Raw genomic sequence first — 20,849 nt, 5'->3', positions numbered from 1 at the left:
CATGACCCTGGGCAGCGCTGCTCCGCCACCCGGGGTGCCCGGGGCCCGTACGGAGCGGGCTGCCGGTCCGGCCCGGAGCACTTCTCGTTTGGGCAAGGTCCTGCTGGGCGGCCGGTTGTTCCGCAACCGGACGCCCGGTGGCCCCGTGCCGCGTCTGCTGATGCGGTGGATCCGCGGGCCGCTGTTGCCGGCGGTCCGGCTGTGGCGGCGCAATCTGCAGCTGCGCGTCGTGGCGGGAACGCTGCTGATGTCGATCGCGGTGGTGCTGCTTCTCGGCTTCGTCGTGATCGGTCAGGTCAAGAACGGTCTGCTCGAGGCAAAGGGCAAGGCCGCGCAGACCCAGGCGGCCGGTGGTTTCGCGGCCGCCCAGGCCAATGCGAACGCTCCTCTCGTCCCGGGCGGCCAGGGTGAGGAGGGCGCCGACGGCGTGACGGCCAACACCTCTTGGCGCACGGAGCTCGTCGACCAGCTCGCCAGCGGTGGCGCGAACGCTTTCAACGTGGTCGCGCTCAGTCCCGAATCCGTGGGCCAGGGCACGAGCCGCGCCCCGCGTGGATCGGGCCGTGTGGAGGCGTCCAGCATTCCGCAGCGGCTCCGGGACGACGTGGGCAATGGATCAGGTGCCTTCCAGACGTACTCGTTGATCCGGTACTCGTACGGGAAGGACCCGGAGCCCGGGCTCGTCGTGGGCAAGCGGCTCTACGACGTCGACCACAACCCTTACGAGCTCTATTACCTCTTCCCGCTCACGCAGGAGGAGAAGTCGCTGACCCTGGTCACGACGACGCTGGCCACGGCCGGCCTGTTCGTGGTCGTGCTGCTGGGCGCGATCGCCTGGTTCGTGGTGCGCCAGGTCGTCACGCCCGTCCGGATGGCGGCAGGGATCGCCGAAAGGCTTTCCGCGGGCCGGCTCCAGGAGCGGATGAAGGTCACCGGTGAGGACGACATCGCCCGCCTCGGTGAGGCCTTCAACAAGATGGCGCAGAACCTCCAGCTGAAGATCCAGCAGCTGGAGGAGCTCTCCCGGATGCAGAGGCGTTTCGTCTCGGACGTCAGCCATGAGCTGCGCACTCCCCTGACGACCGTGCGGATGGCCGCCGATGTCATCCATGAGGCGCGCGTCGACTTCGACCCGGTCACGGCCCGGTCCGCGGAGCTGCTGGGCGACCAGCTCGACCGCTTCGAGTCGCTGCTGTCCGACCTGCTGGAGATCAGCAGGTTCGACGCGGGTGCAGCGGCGCTGGAAGCCGAACCGATAGACCTGCGCACGGTCGTCCGGCGGGTGATCGGCGGTGCCGAGCCGCTGGCGGAGCGCAAGGGGAGCCGAATCCGGGTGGTGGGTGATGAGCAGCCCGTCGTCGCGGAAGCCGACGCGCGCCGGGTCGAGCGGGTCCTGCGCAATCTCGTCGTCAATGCCGTCGAGCACGGTGAGGGCCGTGATGTCATCGTGCGGATGGGCGTCGCGCAGGGTGCCGTGGCCGTCGCGGTGAGGGACTACGGCGTCGGGCTCAAGCCGGGCGAGGCGACGCGGGTCTTCAACCGCTTCTGGCGGGCGGACCCGGCGCGTGCCCGTACCACCGGTGGTACCGGCCTGGGGCTGTCGATCGCGGTCGAGGACGCCCGGCTGCACGGCGGCTGGCTGCAGGCCTGGGGCGAGCCCGGTGGCGGATCGCAGTTCCGGCTGACCTTGCCGCGCACGGCGGACGAGCCGCTGCGCGGATCTCCGATACCGCTGGAGCCGGAGGACTCCCGGCGCAACCGGGAGGACCGCGAGCGTGCGGAAGCCACGTCGGCGGCCGGTGATCACCGGCTTATGTCCGTACCGAACCAGTCAGGGTCCACGGCGCGTTCGCACATGGCCGTGCAGGCCCACGGACAGGCGGCGCAGCGTACGCCGTTGTCGGTCCATCCGGCGGCCCTTCCGGGCAGTGGAGCACGTGTGGTGTCGCGTCCGGCCGGGGACCGGCCGGACGCGGGCACCGACCCAGTGACGCAGGATCCGGAGCAGCAGGAGGACACGACTCGTGGACACTGACCGCCGTCGGGGCGGCCACGGCCGGGCGGTGCGGTTGTCCGCGCTGCTCGGCTGCGGCGTCGTGGTGCTCGCCGGATGCGGAGCGATGCCGGTCACCGGTGACGTGAAGGCGGTCGACGCCTCACAGCCGGGCGATTCCCAGGTCCAGGTGTACGCCGTGCCGCCGAGGGAGGGCGCTTCGCCCATCGAGGTCGTCGACGGCTTCCTGGAGTCGATGACCAGCGACGACCCCGATTTCCGGACCACTCGCACCTACCTGACCGCGGAAGCGGCCCGGACCTGGCAGCCGAGCGAGGGCACCACGGTGCTCGCGAAGGCGCCCAACCGCAACGGGCCCACGATCCGGGACGAGGAACAGAAGTCCGACGAGACGACCTACACGCTGGCCGGTGAACAGGTGGCAGCGGTCGACGCGCAGAGTTCCTACCGGCCGCTGGCCCCGTCGGAGTACTCCCAGATGCTTCATCTGATCCGGGAGAAGGGTGCGGACGGCAAGCAGGAATGGCGCATCGACATCGTGCCGGACGGCCTGGTGCTCGGGCAGTCCGACTTCAAGCGCCTCTACCGGTCCGTGAACAAGTACTACTTCGCCGCCGGCCGGACGGATGACGAGTCCACGCTGGTCGCCGACCCCGTCTACGTGCGGAACCGCACCGATCCCATCACTCGGATGGACACGGCCACGCAGACGGTGCGAACGCTGCTCGAAGGCCCGTCGAACTGGCTGCGGCCGGTCGTCGATTCGCGTTTTCCCACCGGTACGGCGCTGAAGAAGGGAGTCACCTCTCTGGCGCCGGACGACCAGAACGTCCTCAAGGTGCCGCTCAACAAGAAGGCCGACAAGGCCGGGCAGGGTGCCTGCCGGATGATGGCGGCCCAGGTGCTCTTCACCCTGAGGGACCTGACGTCCGCCAGGGTGGGGCAGGTGGAGTTGCAGGGGGAGCGGGGTCCGCTGTGCTCCCTCGGGGCCGATGAGGCCGCGGACTTCGCCTCGGACAACGGTTCCGACGGTCCCGACAGCCAGTACTTCGTCGACGACGAGGGACATGTGCAGCGCATCTCCGTGACCAGCAAGGACAGCGGTGACGCGGAGCCGGTGATCGGACCGCTGGGCAGCGGGACGGTGGCGATGAGCGCCGTGGGGGTGGCCCGGGACGAACAGCAGGCGGCCGCGGTCTCGGCGGACCAGCAGCAGCTCTACGTGTCCTCCCTCGTCGAGGAGAGCGAGCCGGCGGCTCCTGTGGTGACCAGTCGGGCGAGGAAGGCCGCGGACAGGCTGTCGGTACCGAGCTGGGACGGCCGGGGCGATCTGTGGGTTGCCGACCGTGATCCGTCGGACCCCAGGCTGCTGCGTCTGGTGGACGGTGCCGGGGAACCGCAGGAGGTCTCGGTGCCCGGATTGAACGGCGGGCGTATCGAGGCGCTGCGGATGTCCGCCGACGGTGTCCGGATCGCCCTGCAGGTGTCGCGGGACGGGCACACGACACTGAACATCGGCCGGGTCGAGCGTCACGGTTCGGGGGAGACCGAGCAGGTCTCGGTGGAGGACCTGCGACAGGCGGCGCCCCAGCTGGCCGATGTGACGGCTGTTTCCTGGTCCGGACGCAGCCGTCTGGTGGTGGTCGGCAAGGAGGAGGGCGGCGTGCAGCAGGTGCGTTACGTGCAGGCCGACGGGTCCACGTCGTCCTCCGGGGTCCTGCCGGGTGTGAACCAGGTGACGGCGGTCGCGGCCGCCGACGACGAGCAACTGCCGCTGATGGCGGACACCGAGAGTGACGGGATCGTGAAGCTGTCGCCCGGGGACAACTGGCAGACGGTTCTCAAGGAGGGCTCCTCGCTGGTCTACCCGGGCTGAGCGGAGCGGCGGACGGAAGGCGCCGGCCGAGGCCGCCGTGCCGCCCGTGGTCACGGCTTTCCGGTTGTCCACAGGGGTTTCCCACAGGCGTGGCGGGGTGCCCGTCGGCGGGGCACAGTGGGATTGTGCGGACTTGGTGGCCGGAGATCGTGGGGCTGGTGCTGCCCGTGGCCTGTGGGGGCTGCGGCAGGCCGAGGACAGAGTTGTGCGTGGAGTGCGCCGCCACATTGTCGGCCGACCCACGTCGTGTGCGGCCGACGCCCGAGCCCGAGGGTCTCCCCGTGGTTCACGCGGCCGCTCCGTACGAAAATGCCGTACGCGCGATGCTGCTGGCCCACAAGGAGCGAGGGGCGCTTGGCCTTGCCGGAGCGCTCGGCGGGGCTCTGGCGGCCGCTGTGAGGGCCGGAGCGGGGCATCCGGCCGATGCGGGGGCGCTGCTGCTGGTCCCCGTGCCGTCGGCGCGGCGGGCGACGGCGGCACGGGGACACGATCCGGCGCGCAGGATCGCTGCCGCGGCTGCGGCAGCGCTGCGTCGTGGGGGCACGCGGGCCCGGGTGCTCGCCGTTCTGCGGCAGCGGCGTGAGGTGGCGGACCAGGCAGGGCTGGGGGCCCGGGACCGGCAGGCGAATCTGAGGGGCGCCCTCGTCGTCGCGGACAGCGGGCGGAGGCTGTTCGGGGACGGCCGGGTCGTGCTGGTGGACGACCTCCTGACGACGGGCTCGTCACTGGCGGAGGCGGCACGCGCGATCCGCGCCACGAGCCGCTCCGGAGACGGCACGGAGGAGACGCTCCGGGCCGCGGTCGTCGCAGCCTCTCCGTCTGCTTTCGAAATAAACCGGAACTGACAGATAACTTGCATCGTTGCAGGTAGTGAGTGGGCGAACGGGCCCGATCGGAGGTACGCGTGAGTAGCGGGTGCCGACACGGTGGTGGTCAGGCTATGTTCGGTTGTGAGGAGCGGTGAATTCCACACCTCGACGAATGCACCACCAGGTTTCGGGCAGGTAACTCACCGGTACGCCAGAAGCATGGAAATCGGTGGGGTGGAGACCCTGCCGATGGGGGAGGAGGAGGTGACACCACCGAGTCCGCGGCTCCGGCGATCACCGGGGCCTGGTGCAAAAGGGAGATGCTCCGCCACCGAAGCGGAGCGATCCGGGAACGGAGTTCTGCGTGGACATCGTCGTCAAGGGCCGCAAGACCGAGGTGCCCGAGCGGTTCCGCAAGCACGTGGCCGAGAAGCTGAAGCTGGACAAGATCCAGAAGTTCGACGGCAAGGTGATCAGCCTCGACGTCGAGGTGTCCAAGGAGCCGAATCCCCGTCAGGCCGACCGTGCGGCAAGGGTGGAGATCACGCTCCGCTCGCGAGGGCCGGTCATCAGGGCGGAAGCGGCAGCAGGCGACCCGTACGCAGCGCTTGACCTCGCCACCGACAAGCTGGACACCCAGCTGCGCAAGGAGAACGACAAGCGCCACAGCAGGCGCGGTAACGGCCGGCTGTCGGCAGCCGAGGTCGGAGAGGTCGTGCCGGGTGTCGCCTCCTTCAACGGGGACGGCGAACTGATCCCCGAGGAGCCGGAGCCGTCCGTGCCCACCAAGAGGATCGGCTCGCTCGAGGTACAGGGCGAAGGGCCGCTCGTGGTGCGCGAGAAGACGCACGTCGCAGCGCCGATGACGCTCGACCAGGCGCTCTACGAGATGGAGCTGGTCGGGCACGACTTCTATCTGTTCGTCGACTCCGAGACCAAGGAGCCCAGTGTCGTCTACAGGCGGCACGCCTACGACTACGGTGTCATCCACCTGAGGACCGACCCGCTGGCCTCCGACGAGGCGGGCGGCGCGGGCGGTGCGCTCGGCGGCTGACACCCACCACTCACAGCCGATACGCGGTGCCCCTGGAAGCTTTCGCGCCCCCAGGGGCACCACGTGCGACCGCGGGGGGCACCGCTTCGGCGGCCGGGCATGAAAGCATGGCGTTCCAGGCCAATCAGTGCTGTGTGCACTGCCGTTGGCGGACAGCCTGTGACCTCAGGCAGTGGCCTTCAGGGGGAGGAACGATGGCGGACACCTTCGGGCCCGTGCGCGGGACGAACGATGCCGACAGCGCTGCCGGTACGGATTCCTTTGCGGACGGCGGTGGTTCTCGCAAGGAGCCCATCAGGGTCCTCGTGGTGGACGATCATGCGCTCTTCCGCAGGGGGCTTGAGATCGTCCTCGCGCAGGAGGAGGACATCCAGGTCGTCGGAGAGGCCGGGGACGGGGCGGAGGCCGTCGACAAGGCGGCGGACCTGCTGCCCGACATCGTGCTGATGGACGTGCGGATGCCCAAGCGCGGTGGCATCGAAGCCTGCACCTCCATCAAGGAGGTGGCCCCCAGCGCGAAGATCATCATGCTGACGATCAGCGATGAGGAGGCCGACCTCTACGAGGCGATCAAGGCGGGAGCCACCGGCTACCTGCTCAAGGAGATCTCGACGGACGAGGTCGCCACGGCCATTCGCGCGGTGGCGGACGGCCAGTCCCAGATCAGCCCGTCGATGGCCTCCAAGCTCCTCACCGAATTCAAGTCGATGATCCAGCGCACCGACGAGCGCCGGCTCGTTCCGGCACCGCGGCTCACCGAGCGGGAGCTGGAAGTGCTCAAACTCGTCGCCACGGGTATGAACAACCGCGATATCGCCAAGGAATTGTTCATTTCCGAGAACACGGTGAAGAACCACGTCCGCAATATCCTGGAGAAGCTCCAGCTGCACTCCCGGATGGAAGCCGTGGTCTATGCCATGCGGGAGAAGATCCTCGAGATCAGGTAACGGTCCGGGGGGCGGGGCAGCCGGTCGGGGGCCTACGGCAGGACGCGGGCGATCTCCGCCATGAGCGGCTCGCGCAGCTCAGGTGCGTCGACACGCTCCAGCCGTACATCTGTGCAGCCGACCCAGGACGCCGCCTCCACGAGGGCCTCGGCCATCGGCGTCACGGACTTCCCGCTGTCCAGGGACACCTGGCGGGCGACCAGCGTCGTCCCTTCCCTGGCCGGATCGACCCGGCCGCGCAGCCTGCCGCCCGCCAGCAGCGGCATGGCGAAGTAGCCGTGGATCCGCTTGGGCCGGGGGACGTAGGCCTCCAGGCGATGGGTGAATCCGAAGATCCGCTCCGTGCGTGCCCGCTCCCAGATGAGCGAGTCGAACGGCGACAGCAGCGTCGTGCGGTGCCGTCCGCGCGGTTCCGACGCCAGGGCCTCGGGGTGTGCCCAGGCAGGCTTCGCCCAGCCCCGCACCGACACCGGGACGAGTCCCGAGTCCGCCACCACGGCGTCGAACTGCTCGGCCCTGAGCCGGTGGTAGTCGGCGATGTCCGCCCGGGTGCCGACGCCCAGCGACTGCCCGGCCAGGGCGACCAGCCGGCGCAGGCACTCCCTGTCGTCCAGGTCGTCGTGGAGCACGGCGTCCGGGATCGCACGCTCCGCCAGGTCGTAGACCCGCTTCCAGCCGCGCCGCTCGGTACACACCACCTCGCCGTACATCAGGGCCCGCTCGACGGCGACCTTGGACGCGGACCAGTCCCACCACTCGCCGCCGTTCTTCGCGCCTCCGAGCTCCGTCGCGGTCAGAGGGCCCTCGGCGCGCAGCTGCTTGATCACGGTCTCGTACGCACCGTCGGGCAGGTCGTGGCCCCAGTGCGGCCGTGCACGGTAGGCGCGGCGGCGGAACGCGAAATGAGGCCACTCCTCCACCGGCAGGATGCACGCGGCATGCGACCAGTACTCGAACGAGTGGCCCCCCGACCAGTAGGCCTCGTCGACGGTGCGGCGGCCGAGCGCGCCGAGACGGGCGTACGGCACGAGCTCGTGCGATCTGGCCAGGACCGAGATCGTGTCGAGCTGAACGGCTCCGAGGTGGCGCAGCACCCCCCGGACCCCGCCCCGGCGGTCCGGGGCGCCGAGCAGTCCCTGGGCACGCAGGGCGATGCGGCGTGCCTGGTCGGCGGAGATTTCCAGAACGGGCGGCGGCGCTGACGTCATGCGTGGAACCCTAGAGCGCGCCACTGACATCCGGGGCGGGCCGGTGGGGACAGGTGCCGGGCAGTCCCAGATCGGCCGGGAGCAGGGCGCCGGTCCAGGTGTCACGCCGTATGCCCTTGTTGAAGAGCGCCGACCGCTGCTCACCCTCCATACGGAAGCCGGCACGCAGGGCGACCGCTCGGGACGGGGTGTTGCCGACCTCCGCCCGCCACTCGAGGCGGTCCGTGGCGAGGTCCGTGAACGCCCAGCGGGCCGCCGCGAGCACGGCCTCCGTCGTGAGACCGGCGCCACGGTGCGCCCTCGCCGTCCAGAAGCCCACCTCGTACGTGCCCGGCAGGCCGCTGCGGTTCACACCGAGCGCGCCGACGAGCGGCCCGCCGTCCCGCAGCAGCACTGCGAAGTTGTACATCGTGTCGTCCTGCCAGCCCGCGGGTGAGAGCTTCCGGGTGAACAGCTCTGCGTCCGCACGCGTGTACGGCGAAGGGACAACCGTCCAGCGCTGGATCTCCGGGTCCTGGCAGGCGGAATGGACCGCGTCCGCGTCCTCGGGCGTGAAGGGCCGCATGAGCAGGCGTTCAGTGGTGAGTGTGGTGGGCTCCATGCAGGGATTGTGGTGACGGCGAGCGTGGGAAGCGAGCACTTTTCGGTGCTTCCCGGCACCTTCCGACCGCCCCAGCCGTTGTCCTGGAAGGGTGCGGTGGGGAGAACGCGGCGGCAGCCCTCCCGGCGTGGCGGGGTCCTCGCTTACGATGGCCGTTGCGGTGGGGCCCACCTGCCGTGCCCGCGCCAGAGTCCATCACACGACCCAGTGCCAGGCCCGACCGGCAAGGAGACCAGCCTCAGTGTCCGTCTTCAACAAGCTCATGCGTGCAGGCGAAGGCAAGATCCTGCGCAAACTGCACCGCATCGCGGACCAGGTCAGCTCCATCGAAGAGGACTTCGTCAACCTCTCCGACGCCGAGCTGCGGGCGCTCACCGACGAGTACAAGGAACGGTACGCGGACGGCGAGAGCCTGGACGACCTGCTTCCCGAAGCATTCGCGACCGTCCGTGAGGCCGCCAAGCGCGTTCTCGGACAGCGCCACTACGACGTCCAGATGATGGGCGGTGCCGCCCTGCACCTCGGCTATGTGGCCGAGATGAAGACCGGTGAGGGCAAGACCCTCGTCGGCACGCTGCCCGCTTATCTCAACGCGCTCTCCGGCAAGGGCGTGCACCTGATCACGGTCAACGACTACCTGGCCGAGCGCGACTCCGAGATGATGGGCCGGGTGCACAAGTTCCTCGGGCTCGAGGTCGGCTGCATCATCGCCAACATGACTCCGGCCCAGCGCCGCGAGCAGTACGCCTGCGACATCACGTACGGCACGAACAACGAGTTCGGCTTCGACTACCTCCGCGACAACATGGCGTGGTCCAAGGACGAGCTCGTCCAGCGCGGCCACAACTTCGCCATCGTCGACGAGGTCGACTCGATCCTCGTCGACGAGGCCCGTACCCCGCTGATCATCTCCGGCCCGGCCGATCAGGCCACCAAGTGGTACGGCGACTTCGCCAAGCTGGTCACGCGTCTGACCAGGGGCGAGGCGGGCAACCCGCTGAAGGGCATCGAGGAGACCGGCGACTACGAGGTCGACGAGAAGAAGCGCACCGTGGCCATCCACGAGCCGGGTGTGTCCAAGGTCGAGGACTGGCTGGGGATCGACAACCTCTACGAGTCGGTGAACACCCCGCTCGTCGGTTACCTCAACAACGCGATCAAGGCCAAGGAACTCTTCAAGAAGGACAAGGACTACGTCGTCATCGACGGCGAAGTCATGATCGTCGACGAGCACACGGGCCGTATCCTCGCGGGCCGCCGTTACAACGAGGGCATGCACCAGGCCATCGAGGCGAAGGAAGGGGTGGACATCAAGGACGAGAACCAGACCCTCGCCACGATCACCCTTCAGAACTTCTTCCGCCTGTACGGCAAGCTCTCCGGCATGACCGGTACGGCGATGACGGAGGCGGCCGAGTTCCAGCAGATCTACAAGCTCGGCGTCGTGCCGATCCCGACGAACCGGCCGATGGTCCGCGCCGACCAGTCGGACCTGATCTACCGCACCGAGGTGGCGAAGTTCGCCGCGGTCGTCGACGACATCGCGGAGAAGCACGAGAAGGGGCAGCCGATCCTGGTCGGCACGACCTCGGTCGAGAAGTCCGAGTACCTCTCGCAGCAGCTCTCCAAGCGCGGTGTCCAGCACGAGGTCCTCAACGCCAAGCAGCACGACCGTGAGGCGACGATCGTCGCCCAGGCGGGCCGCAAGGGCGCCGTCACGGTCGCCACGAACATGGCAGGCCGAGGCACCGACATCAAGCTCGGTGGCAACCCGGACGACCTCGCCGAGGCGGAGCTGCGGCAGCGCGGTCTCGACCCCGTGGAGCACGTGGAGCAGTGGGCGGCCGCCCTGCCCGCCGCGCTGGAGAAGGCCGAGCAGGCCGTCAAGGCGGAGTTCGAAGAGGTCAAGGATCTCGGCGGGCTCTACGTGCTCGGTACGGAGCGGCACGAGTCGCGCCGCATCGACAACCAGCTGCGCGGTCGTTCCGGCCGTCAGGGCGACCCGGGCGAGTCCCGGTTCTACCTGTCGCTCGGCGACGACCTGATGCGGCTGTTCAAGGCTCAGATGGTCGAGCGCGTCATGTCGATGGCGAACGTGCCCGACGACGTCCCCATCGAGAACAAGATGGTGACCCGGGCGATCGCGTCCGCGCAGTCGCAGGTCGAGCAGCAGAACTTCGAGACGCGTAAGAACGTCCTGAAGTACGACGAGGTGCTCAACCGTCAGCGCGAGGTCATCTACGGCGAGCGCCGCCGCGTCCTGGAGGGTGAGGATCTGCAGGACCAGATCCGTCACTTCATGGACGACACGATCGACGACTACATCCGGCAGGAGACGGCCGAGGGCTTCGCGGAGGAGTGGGACCTCGACCGGCTGTGGGGCGCCTTCAAGCAGCTCTACCCGGTGAAGGTCACGGTCGAGGAGCTCGAGGAAGCCGCGGGCGACCTGGCCGGCGTGACTGCGGACTTCATCGCCGAATCGGTCAAGGACGACATCCACGAGCAGTACGCAGAGCGTGAGAAGACGCTCGGCTCGGACATCATGCGCGAGCTGGAGCGGCGTGTGGTCCTGTCCGTCCTGGACCGCAAGTGGCGTGAGCACCTCTACGAGATGGACTACCTTCAGGAGGGCATCGGCCTCCGGGCCATGGCGCAGAAGGACCCGCTGGTCGAGTACCAGCGCGAGGGCTTCGACATGTTCAACGCCATGATGGAGGGCATCAAGGAGGAGTCCGTCGGCTACCTGTTCAACCTGGAGGTCCAGGTCGAGCAGCAGGTCGAGGAGGTTCCGGTGCAGGACGGCGCGGAGCGGACCTCGCTGGAGAAGCAGGACACGCCGGTGGCGGCGGGTTCCGGGCGTCCGGAGATCCGGGCCAAGGGCCTGGACGCGCCGCAGCGTCCCGACCGGCTGCACTTCTCCGCCCCCACGGTGGACGGGGAGGGCGGCGTCGTCGAGGGCGACTTCTCCAACGGTGACAGCGCGCGGTCCGAGGGCGACGGCATGACGCGTGCGGAGCGCCGTAAGGCGCAGAAGAGCACGGGCGGACGGCGCCGCAAGAAGTAGCGCGGCAGCACGTCTGAACGAGCCTGGCCCGGACACCGAGTGGTGTCCGGGCCAGGCTCGTTCTCCGGGCCTCTCAGGGTTGCGGGTCCGGGTGGCGGCTACCTGGGCGGCAGGGGTCGTCCGAGGCCCGCAGAGGGCCCGTGTGGTGCTGTGCGGCGGCAGTGTGGTGACGGGAGTGCGCCCGCAATCGTGTGGACGGGCTGGTTCCGCCTGCCGGGTCCCGGGTGCGGAGCGGCGGTCCGCCGGCGGTCCTTGGGCGGGACCCGGCCGGTCGCCGGACCTGGCTCGTTCTTCGCCGATGCCGGGGCCGGGGCGGGCCAGGGCGGGCCCGGGCTGGCCAGGGCCAGGGGCAGCGTCAGGCGCCGGTTGGCGGTCCCCGTGCGTGGCCGGGGGCTGCCTCGACCGACGGCGGGAGGGGCTGCCTCGACCGACGGCGGGCACGGCGGGCCGGGCATCCGGCCGTCAGCCGCTCCGGGGCTCTCCGCGCCTCGCACAGGTCTCCGGGGTGCTCCTCCGGCAGGCCTGTACGGGCCCTTGGGGCCACTCCGGTCCCTGTGCGGGTCGTACAAGGGCTCGGGGGTCATTCCGACCCCGCGTACGACCCGCAGAGGTCCTCAGGGGTCCTCAGCGGTCCTCAGGTCGCTCCGGGCCCGAATCAGTGGCCCTCGGATCACCTGACCGCCGGGAGGCGTTCGCCGCCCAGGTCGATCGCGGCGCAGCGCCAGCGGAGATCGGCTCCCTGCTCCAGGCGGAAGGCCATGGCACGGACCTGGTCGCCCGTGGCGATGCTGGCGAAGGCCTCGACCACGCCGGTGGCCGGCTGGCTGCCGTGGCAGGCACGGACGACCGGGCGCCTGCAGCCCGCGCCCAGCGGCGCGTCGGGTGCGAGTTCGGCGAGCTGGTCGTAGGCCTCGCCGATCGTGTGGCCGAGCATCCAGTGCACCGGGCGCTGGCCGCTGAGGACGGCGAGCAGGCGCTCGGCGAACCAATGGTGCGGGCGCAGCGGCCGGCGGGGCCGTTGCGGAGGTACGGTGCCCGGCCTGCTGCGGTCGCGTCGTCCGGCCGGCCTCGTCCTGTCCGCGCTCATGCTCATGCTGGTAGCCCCCGTGGCTGCTGTCCGGAGCCCGGTCGAATACCGGGCGGTAACTTCTGCTGGGGATCTTCTACGGGGCCGGTCACCGGACCCGCAACCGGCGGAGCGGGCAGGTCCGGCGTTTGGCGGGACCACCTATCCGGGTGACGGGCCGCGCGCCGCAAGGGAACGGCGGGGGTGACGGGCGTTGCACGGTGGACGTCAGCGGGTGGATCGGCAACCCCGAAGGGGGACGTCGCACGTATCCTGAGTGCGTCATCGACTACGAAAGCGGTCAGCCATGCGTGTGTACGTCCCCCTGACCCTCTCCGATCTCGCCGCGGTGCACGGGGCCGGCGAGGTCGGCCCGGGGCCGCTGACCGCCTATGCCGTGACACCCGGTCTGCGCGAGTGGTACGTCTCCGACGACATCGAGGAGCTGGAGTACGCGGCGCTCAACCGGGCCGCCTCCGCCTCGCTGCGGCTGATCGCGGGCCGGCCGGAGGAGATCCGGCGCCGGGTCGTCGTCGCTCTCGATGTGCCGGACGGGGCGGCGGTCGCCGATCCGGACCACATCCTGGACGCGTCGTCGCTCGGAGAGGTCCGGATCTTGGACGCGGTGGCGCTGTCGAAGGCCGCCGCCGTGCACGTGGACGCCGACGACGCGGAGAAGGACGTCGCCGCGGCGGCGGCGGCGCTGGGTGCGGCGGACCTCGGCGACGACGACGCCCAGTTCACCGTGGACGGCGCCGAGGACCACGAGCTGCTGTGGTTCGGGATCCAGGAGATCCCCGGCCTGATCGCCTGATCGCCTGATCGTCTGATCAGCAGGGCGCCCGGGCCCCCGGGCCTTGGGTGGCTCCCGCACCGGGCGAGTATTTTCTTTCCATGGCGACATCGGGGAAGCACCGCACACATCTGGTCTGGGACTGGAACGGCACACTGCTCGACGACATCCACGCGGTGCTCGGGGCGACGAACGCGGCCTTCGCCGAGGTGGACCTGGCGCCGCTCACGCTGGAGCAGTACCGCGAGACGTACTGCGTGCCGATACCCAAGTTCTACGAGCGGCTCATGGGCAGGCTGCCGACTCCTGCCGAGTGGGAACGGATGGACGGTCTCTTCCACCGCCACTACAGCGAGCAGCGGGTGGCCTGCGGGCTGACCGAGGGGGTCGAGGAGCTGCTGGTCCGGTGGCAGGCCGGCGGCCGCAGCCAGTCGCTGCTCAGCATGTACGGCCATGAGCACCTGGTCCCGGTGGTGCGGGGATACGGCATCGAGCGTCACTTCGTGCGCGTGGACGGCCGGACCGGCCCCTCCGGTGGCAGCAAGGCACAGCACATGGAGCGCCACTTCGAGGTGCTCGGGCACATCGCTCCCGAATCCGCGGTGGTCATCGGTGACGCGGTGGACGACGCGGTGGCCGCGGCCCACGTCGGCGCGCGTGCCGTGCTCTACACGGGTGGTTCGCACAGCCGTAGGAGCCTGGAGGCGGCCGGTGTGCCCGTGGTGGACACCCTGGCCGAGGCCGTCGCTCTGGCCGAACTCATGGCCGACTGACGGGCAGGGCGGCCGACGGGGCGAACGGCGGGGCGGACGTGACCAGCCGGTGGCCCGGCAGGCGCCCGGCTGGTGTCCCGGGCAGTGTCCCGGTCGGCGCCCGGCAGGTCGCTCGTACGGCGCCCAGCAGGTCGCTCAGGCCTTGCACCCAGCAGGTCCGCCCCGACGCGGGCACACAGCAGATCTGCCCCGACGTGGGCACCCAGCAAGCCCTCCCGACGCGGGTGCCCGGCCGGTTGCCCGCCCGGCGGCCCAAGCAGGTCCGCCCGTACGCCGACACCCGGCCGGCGCCCGGCGGGGCGCTCCGAAGCCGGCGCCCGGGGGCTTCTGCGCGGCGGGAGTCCCCGGCCCGGTTGTCCTGCGTGTGTCGCCGAGTGGTCGCGGGTGTGTCCTTACGTGCCGGAGCGTTGCCGTGCGATGTCCAGAGTGTCAAAGTTCGGGGTCTTCTTTTGTACATATGCGGCTCATGACGGTTGTGGGTGCAGGAGGGATAGCCTGGTGCAGTGATCAGCGCGATACGCCTCGGGGGCAGCGAAGCCCCCGGCCTGCGCCCGGAGTGCCACAGCACCCGGGCTACGCGTGATCTCCGCGTCCCGGGCCGTCTGCCGAAAATGGCCGATATGGTCCCGGGCATCTCCCCAGGCGGCATAGCGTCGACCCAGACCGGAAACCCCGCGTCGTGGCGTTACGTCGTCTTTCTCACCTACGTCACGCAACGGCGCGCGACAGGAGCCAGAGGACATGCAGACCAAGCTGGACGAAGCCAAGGCCGAGCTGCTCGCACGGGCGGCCCGGGTAGCTGACAACAGTCCGGGCGGTGGTGTCGGTGGCCCGGGAGGCGGCCTCCGGGTGCACCTCGCCGAAGGGACCGGCACCGAAGCAGAGGACGGCACCCAGGCCGGCCGTGACGAGCGGCCTGGCCGGGACACGCTGCTCGCCTATCTCCAGCGCTACTACCTGCACACTGCTCCGGAGGACATCACCGACCGTGACCCGGTCGACGTCTTCGGGGCTGCTTCCTCCCACTACCGTCTCGCCGAGAACCGCCCGCAGGGAACCGCGAACGTCCGGGTGCACACCCCGACCGTCGAGGAGAACGGCTGGACGAGCAGCCACTCCGTCGTCGAGGTCGTCACCGACGACATGCCCTTCCTGGTCGACTCAGTCACCAACGAGCTGTCCCGGCAGGGCCGCGGCATCCACCTGGTGATCCACCCGCAGGTCGTCGTCCGCCGTGATGTCACCGGCAAGCTGATCGAGGTCTTCGCCGACGACCCGGCCAGGCGTACCGCGAAGCGGTCCGGCGGCCGTAAGGAGGCCGGCGCCGAGCTGCCGCACGACGCGCTCGTGGAGTCCTGGATCCACGTCGAGATTGACCGTGAGACGGACCGCGCGAACCTGAAGCAGATCACCGCCGATCTGCTCCGCGTCCTGTCCGACGTACGGGAGACCGTCGAGGACTGGGACAAGATGCGCGACGCCGCCCTGCGGATCGCCGACGACCTGCCGTCGGAACCGCTCGACGAGCTGGGCGACGAGGAGGTCGAGGAGGCCCGTGAACTGCTGCGCTGGCTCGCCGCCGACCACTTCACGTTCCTGGGGTACCGGGAGTACGAGCTCCGTGAGTCCGACGCACTGACGGCCGTCCCCGGGACCGGTCTCGGGATCCTGCGCTCCGACCCGAAGCACAGCGAGGACGAGGCACACCCCGTGAGCCCGTCCTTCGACCGGCTGCCCGCGGACGCCCGGGCCAAGGCCAGGGAGCACAAGCTCCTCGTCCTGACGAAGGCGAACAGCAGGGCGACCGTGCACCGCCCCAGCTACCTGGACTACGTCGGGGTGAAGAAGTTCGACGCCGACGGCAACGTCGTCGGTGAGCGGCGCTTCCTCGGGCTTTTCTCCTCCGCGGCGTACACCGAGTCGGTGCGCCGGGTGCCCGTGGTGCGCCGCAAGGTCGCCGAGGTGCTGGAGGGCGCGGGCTTCACGCCCAACAGCCACGACGGCCGCGACCTGCTCCAGATCCTGGAGACCTACCCGCGTGACGAGCTCTTCCAGACGCCCGTCGACCAGCTGCGCTCCATCGTCACCTCCGTGCTGTACCTCCAGGAGCGCCGCCGGCTGCGGCTCTACCTGCGCCAGGACGAGTACGGGCGCTACTACTCCGCCCTCGTCTACCTGCCGCGTGACCGCTACACCACCGGTGTGCGGCTCCGCCTGATCGACATCCTCAAGGAGGAGCTGGGCGGCACCAGCGTCGACTTCACGGCCTGGAACACGGAGTCGATCCTCTCCCGGCTGCACTTCGTCGTCCGTGTCCCGCCGGGCACCGAGCTGCCGCACCTCACCGACGCGGACGCGGACCGCATCGAGGCTCGCCTCGTCGAGGCCGCACGCTCCTGGGCCGACGGCTTCCAGGAGGCGCTGAACGCCGAGTGCGGCGAGGAGCGCGCCGCCGAGCTGCTGCGCCGGTACGGCCATTCGTTCCCCGAGGGCTACAAGGCGGACCACTCGCCGCGAGCCGCTGTTGCCGACCTGGTCCACCTCGAGGCGCTCAAGAGCGAGCGCAAGGACTTCGCGCTCAGCCTGTACGAGCCGGTCGGCGCGGGCCCTGGCGAGCGCCGGTTCAAGATCTACCGGATCGGCGAGCAGGTCTCGCTCTCCGCGGTCCTCCCCGCCCTACAGAGGCTCGGCGTGGAAGTCGTCGACGAACGTCCGTACGAGCTGCGCTGCGCCGACCGCACACACGCCTGGATCTACGACTTCGGGCTGCGCCTGCCGAAGGCCACGGGCAACGGCGACTACCTCGCCGACGACGCCCGGGACCGCTTCCAGGAGGCGTTCGCCGCCATCTGGACCGGCGAGGCGGAGAACGACGGCTTCAACTCCCTGGTCCTGGGCGCCGGTCTCGACTGGCGGCAGGCCATGGTGCTGCGCGCCTACGCGAAGTACCTGCGCCAGGCGGGCTCGACCTTCAGCCAGGACTACATGGAGGACACCCTCCGCAACAACGTCCACACCACCCGGCTGCTGGTCTCGCTCTTCGAGGCCCGGATGTCCCCGGCCCGGCAGAAGGCGGGCACGGAGCTGATCGACGGGCTCCTCGAGGAGCTGGACGGTGCCCTCGACCAGGTCGCCTCGCTGGACGAGGACCGGATCCTGCGGTCGTTCCTCACCGTCATCAAGGCCACGCTGCGGACCAACCACTTCCAGCTGGCCGACGACCACGAGCCGCACAACTACGTGTCGATGAAGTTCGACCCGCAGGCCATCCCGGATCTCCCGGCGCCGCGCCCGGCTTACGAGATCTGGGTCTACTCGCCGCGCGTCGAGGGCGTCCACCTGCGCTTCGGCAAGGTCGCCCGGGGCGGGCTGCGCTGGTCGGACCGGCGGGAGGACTTCCGTACGGAGATCCTCGGCCTGGTCAAGGCGCAGATGGTCAAGAACACCGTGATCGTGCCCGTGGGCGCCAAGGGCGGATTCGTCGCCAAGCAGCTGCCGGACCCGGCCGTGGACCGTGACGCCTGGCTCGCCGAGGGCATCGCCTGCTACAAGATCTTCATCTCGGCGCTGCTCGACATCACCGACAACATGGTGGCGGGCGAGGTCGTCCATCCCGCGGAGGTCGTCCGCCACGACGAGGACGACACCTATCTCGTCGTCGCCGCCGACAAGGGCACCGCGAGCTTCTCCGACATCGCCAACGACGTCGCGGTCGCCTACGGCTTCTGGCTCGGCGACGCCTTCGCCTCCGGAGGTTCGGCGGGCTACGACCACAAGGGCATGGGCATCACCGCCCGCGGTGCCTGGGAGTCCGTGAAGCGGCACTTCCGCGAGCTGGGCCACGACACCCAGACCGAGGACTTCACCGTCGTCGGCGTCGGCGACATGTCCGGTGACGTGTTCGGCAACGGGATGCTGCTCTCCGAGCACATCCGGCTGGTCGCGGCCTTCGACCACCGGCACATCTTCATCGACCCGAATCCGGATGCCGCGACCTCGTACGCCGAGCGGCGCCGGCTGTTCGACCTGCCGCGCAGCTCCTGGGCGGACTACGACAAGGACCTGTTGTCCGCGGGCGGCGGCATCCACCCGCGCTCCGCGAAGTCGATCCCGGTCAACGCGCACATCCGCGCGGCGCTCGGCATCGACACGAAGGTCACGAAGATGACGCCCGCCGAGCTGATGCAGAACATCCTCAAGGCGTCGGTCGACCTCGTGTGGAACGGCGGCATCGGTACGTACATCAAGTCGACGTCCGAATCGAACGCCGACGTCGGCGACAAGGCCAACGACTCGATCCGGGTCGACGGGGCGGACCTGCGGGCCCGTGTCGTCGGTGAGGGCGGCAACCTCGGGGCCACCCAGCTCGGCCGGATCGAGTTCGCCCGGGCCGGCGGCCGGATCAACACCGACGCGATCGACAACAGCGCCGGTGTGGACACCTCCGACCACGAGGTGAACATCAAGATCCTGCTCAACGGTCTCGTCCGGGACGGCGACATGACCGTGAAGCAGCGCAACAAGGTGCTCGCGGAGATGACCGACGAGGTCGGACAGCTCGTCCTGCGCAACAACTACGCGCAGAACACCGCGCTCGCCAACGCCTGCGCCCAGGCCCCGTCGCTCCTCCACGCACACCAGCGCTTCATGCGCAGGCTCGGCCGCGAGGGGCACCTGGACCGGGCGCTGGAGTTCCTGCCGAACGACCGCCAGATCCGCGAACTGCTGAACCACGGCAAGGGCCTCAGCCAGCCGGAACTGGCCGTGCTGCTCGCCTACACCAAGATCACGGCAGCCGAGGAGCTGATCTTCACCAGCCTGCCGGACGACGCGCATCTGCAGAGGCTGGTGCACGCCTACTTCCCGAAGCAGCTGAGTGAGCGGTTCCCCGAGGCGGTCGACGGGCATGCGCTGCGCCGAGAGATCATCACGACGGTGCTGGTCAACGACACCGTGAACAGCGGTGGTTCGACGTTCCTGCACCGGCTGCGCGAGGAGACCGGCGCTTCGCTCGAGGAGATCGTGCGGGCCCAGTTCGCCGCGCGCGAGATCTTCGGCCTCTCCGCCGTGTGGGACGCCGTGGAGGCGCTCGACAACAAGGTGGCCGCCGATGTGCAGACCAGGATCCGGCTGCACTCGCGCCGGCTCGTCGAGCGTGGCTCGCGCTGGCTGCTGGGCAACCGGCCGCAGCCGGTCGGGATCGCGGAGACCATCGGGTTCTTCCGGGACGGGGTCGAGCGCGTCTGGAGCGAACTGCCCAAGCTGCTCAGGGGCGCCGACAGCGACTGGCACCGCTCGATCCTCGACGAGCTCACCTCGGTCGGCGTTCCGGACGAGCTTGCGGGGCGGGTGGCGGGGTTCTCGTCGGCCTTCCCGGCGCTGGACATCGTCGCGATCGCGGACCGTACGGACAAGGACCCGCTGGCCGTCGCCGAGGTCTACTACGACCTCGCCGACCGGCTGGGGATCACCCAGCTGATGGACCGGATCATCGAACTGCCGCGGGGCGACCGCTGGCAGTCCATGGCCCGCGCATCCATCCGCGAGGACCTGTACGCCGCGCACGCCGCGCTCACGGCGGACGTGCTGTCCGTCGGCAACGGCACGTCGTCGCCCGAGCAGCGGTTCACGGCCTGGGAGGAGATGAACGCGGCGATCCTGGCGCGTTCCCGCGCCACCCTGGAGGAGATCCGCAGCTCGGAGTCCTTCGACCTGGCGAACCTGTCGGTGGCCATGCGGACGATGCGCACCCTGCTGCGTACACACGCCTGACCCCCGGCGGCCGCAAGGGCCGTGACACATGACGCCGTCCGCCGGACGGGCCTCTGCGGCCCGTCCGGCGGACGGCGTCAACGCTTCACTTCTTGGGCTTGGGCTTCGCCGGTCCGGTGAACTCCTCGTACGCGGCCACGACCTCCTTGGCCGGGCCGTCCATCCGCAGGGTGCCTGCCTCCAGCCAGATCGCGCGGTCGCAGGTCTCGGTGATCGACCGGTTGCTGTGGCTGACCAGGAAGACCGTTCCGGCCTCCTCGCGGAGCTCCATGATCCGGTCCTTGCTGCGCCGCTGGAACTTGGCGTCGCCGGTGGAGAGCGCCTCGTCGATCAGCAGGACGTCATGGCTCTTGGCGGCGGCGATGGAGAACCGCAGCCTGGCCCCCATGCCCGAGGAGTAGGTGCGCATCGGGAGGGTGATGAAGTCGCCCTTCTCGTTGATGCCGGAGAAGTCGACGATGGACTGGTAGCGCTCGCGGATCTGCTCGCGCGTCATGCCCATGGCCAGGCCGCCGAGCACGACGTTGCGCTCCCCGGTCAGGTCGCTCATCAGGGCGGCGTTCACGCCGAGCAGCGAGGGCTGGCCCTGGGTGTGGACCCGGCCCTTCGACGGGGGCAGCAGCCCCGCGACCGCCTTGAGGAGCGTGGACTTCCCGGATCCGTTGGAGCCGATCAGGCCGATGGCCTCGCCCTTGTACGCGGCGAAGCTGACGCCCTTCACGGCGTGCACCTGCCGTGCGCCCCGCGGCTGGCGGCGGGACACGATCCTGTTCAGGGCGGAGGTGGCGCTGCCCTTCCCGGTGCGGGCGCCGTTGACCGTGTAGGTGATGTGGACGTCGTCGACGACGACGGTGGGCACACGCATGTCGGGG

13 protein-coding genes are annotated in these 20,849 nt (G+C 69.9%); 9 read left to right on the top strand and 4 right to left on the bottom strand.

Annotated elements, in window-relative coordinates; translation table 11 throughout:
- Position 1: 1 nt before the first annotated feature.
- The 5 genes from mtrB to HED23_RS30870 all read left to right on the top strand — a co-directional run bounded on the left by mtrB (position 2) and on the right by HED23_RS30870 (position 6,700).
- Positions 2 to 2,035, top strand: coding sequence for an MtrAB system histidine kinase MtrB (mtrB, locus tag HED23_RS30890; protein ID WP_203186618.1), 2,034 nt, complete (start codon positions 2 to 4; stop codon positions 2,033 to 2,035).
- Complete coding sequence (locus HED23_RS30885) at positions 2,025 to 3,890, top strand: LpqB family beta-propeller domain-containing protein (RefSeq protein WP_238442177.1); 1,866 nt, start codon at positions 2,025 to 2,027, stop codon at positions 3,888 to 3,890. Before mtrB ends, HED23_RS30885 begins: the two co-directional genes overlap by 11 nt.
- A gap of 125 nt (positions 3,891 to 4,015) precedes the next feature.
- A complete protein-coding gene (locus HED23_RS30880) occupies positions 4,016 to 4,735 on the top strand; it encodes a ComF family protein (protein WP_203186617.1) in 720 nt (239 codons plus the stop codon).
- 328 nt (positions 4,736 to 5,063) lie between these two features.
- Positions 5,064 to 5,753, top strand: a complete 690-nt coding sequence (hpf, locus tag HED23_RS30875; protein ID WP_203186616.1) for a ribosome hibernation-promoting factor, HPF/YfiA family — start codon at positions 5,064 to 5,066, stop codon at positions 5,751 to 5,753.
- Between the two features lie 194 nt (positions 5,754 to 5,947).
- Entirely contained in the window at positions 5,948 to 6,700 is a 753-nt protein-coding gene (locus HED23_RS30870; RefSeq protein WP_203186615.1) for a response regulator, read from the top strand.
- Positions 6,701 to 6,732: 32 nt separating this feature from the next.
- Here the strand turns inward: HED23_RS30870 and HED23_RS30865 are convergent, their stop codons facing one another.
- Positions 6,733 to 7,908 carry a winged helix-turn-helix domain-containing protein gene (locus HED23_RS30865; RefSeq protein ID WP_203186614.1) on the bottom strand — a complete coding sequence of 392 codons (1,176 nt, stop codon included), beginning with the start codon at positions 7,906 to 7,908 and terminating at the stop codon, positions 6,733 to 6,735.
- Positions 7,909 to 7,918: 10 nt separating this feature from the next.
- Entirely contained in the window at positions 7,919 to 8,509 is a 591-nt protein-coding gene (locus HED23_RS30860) for a GNAT family N-acetyltransferase (protein WP_203186613.1), read from the bottom strand.
- A gap of 241 nt (positions 8,510 to 8,750) precedes the next feature.
- Between HED23_RS30860 and secA the strand changes: the two genes are divergently transcribed.
- Positions 8,751 to 11,573 carry a preprotein translocase subunit SecA gene (secA, locus tag HED23_RS30855; RefSeq protein ID WP_203186612.1) on the top strand — a complete coding sequence of 941 codons (2,823 nt, stop codon included), beginning with the start codon at positions 8,751 to 8,753 and terminating at the stop codon, positions 11,571 to 11,573.
- 670 nt (positions 11,574 to 12,243) lie between these two features.
- On the opposite strand, the gene HED23_RS30850 is transcribed toward secA, so the two are convergent.
- Entirely contained in the window at positions 12,244 to 12,660 is a 417-nt protein-coding gene (locus HED23_RS30850; RefSeq protein WP_203186611.1) for an Rv3235 family protein, read from the bottom strand.
- Between the two features lie 286 nt (positions 12,661 to 12,946).
- On the opposite strand from HED23_RS30850, the gene HED23_RS30845 reads away from it, so the two are divergent.
- The 3 genes from HED23_RS30845 (at position 12,947) to HED23_RS30835 (ending at position 19,977) form a co-directional block, all read left to right on the top strand.
- Positions 12,947 to 13,453, top strand: coding sequence for a DUF6912 family protein (locus HED23_RS30845; protein WP_203186610.1), 507 nt, complete (start codon positions 12,947 to 12,949; stop codon positions 13,451 to 13,453).
- Between the two features lie 80 nt (positions 13,454 to 13,533).
- Positions 13,534 to 14,205, top strand: a complete 672-nt coding sequence (locus tag HED23_RS30840) for an HAD family hydrolase (RefSeq protein WP_203186609.1) — start codon at positions 13,534 to 13,536, stop codon at positions 14,203 to 14,205.
- A gap of 741 nt (positions 14,206 to 14,946) precedes the next feature.
- Entirely contained in the window at positions 14,947 to 19,977 is a 5,031-nt protein-coding gene (locus HED23_RS30835; RefSeq protein WP_203186608.1) for an NAD-glutamate dehydrogenase, read from the top strand.
- An 85-nt stretch (positions 19,978 to 20,062) separates the two neighbouring features.
- Here the strand turns inward: HED23_RS30835 and HED23_RS30830 are convergent, their stop codons facing one another.
- Complete coding sequence (locus HED23_RS30830) at positions 20,063 to 20,842, bottom strand: ABC transporter ATP-binding protein (protein ID WP_203187703.1); 780 nt, start codon at positions 20,840 to 20,842, stop codon at positions 20,063 to 20,065.
- Positions 20,843 to 20,849 lie beyond the last annotated feature (7 nt).

This window comes from Streptomyces pratensis (genome assembly GCF_016804005.1).
GTDB classification, from domain to species: domain Bacteria; phylum Actinomycetota; class Actinomycetes; order Streptomycetales; family Streptomycetaceae; genus Streptomyces; species Streptomyces pratensis_A.
Note: the sequence above shows the minus strand (reverse complement) of the source record. Positions and strands in the feature narration are given on the sequence as shown.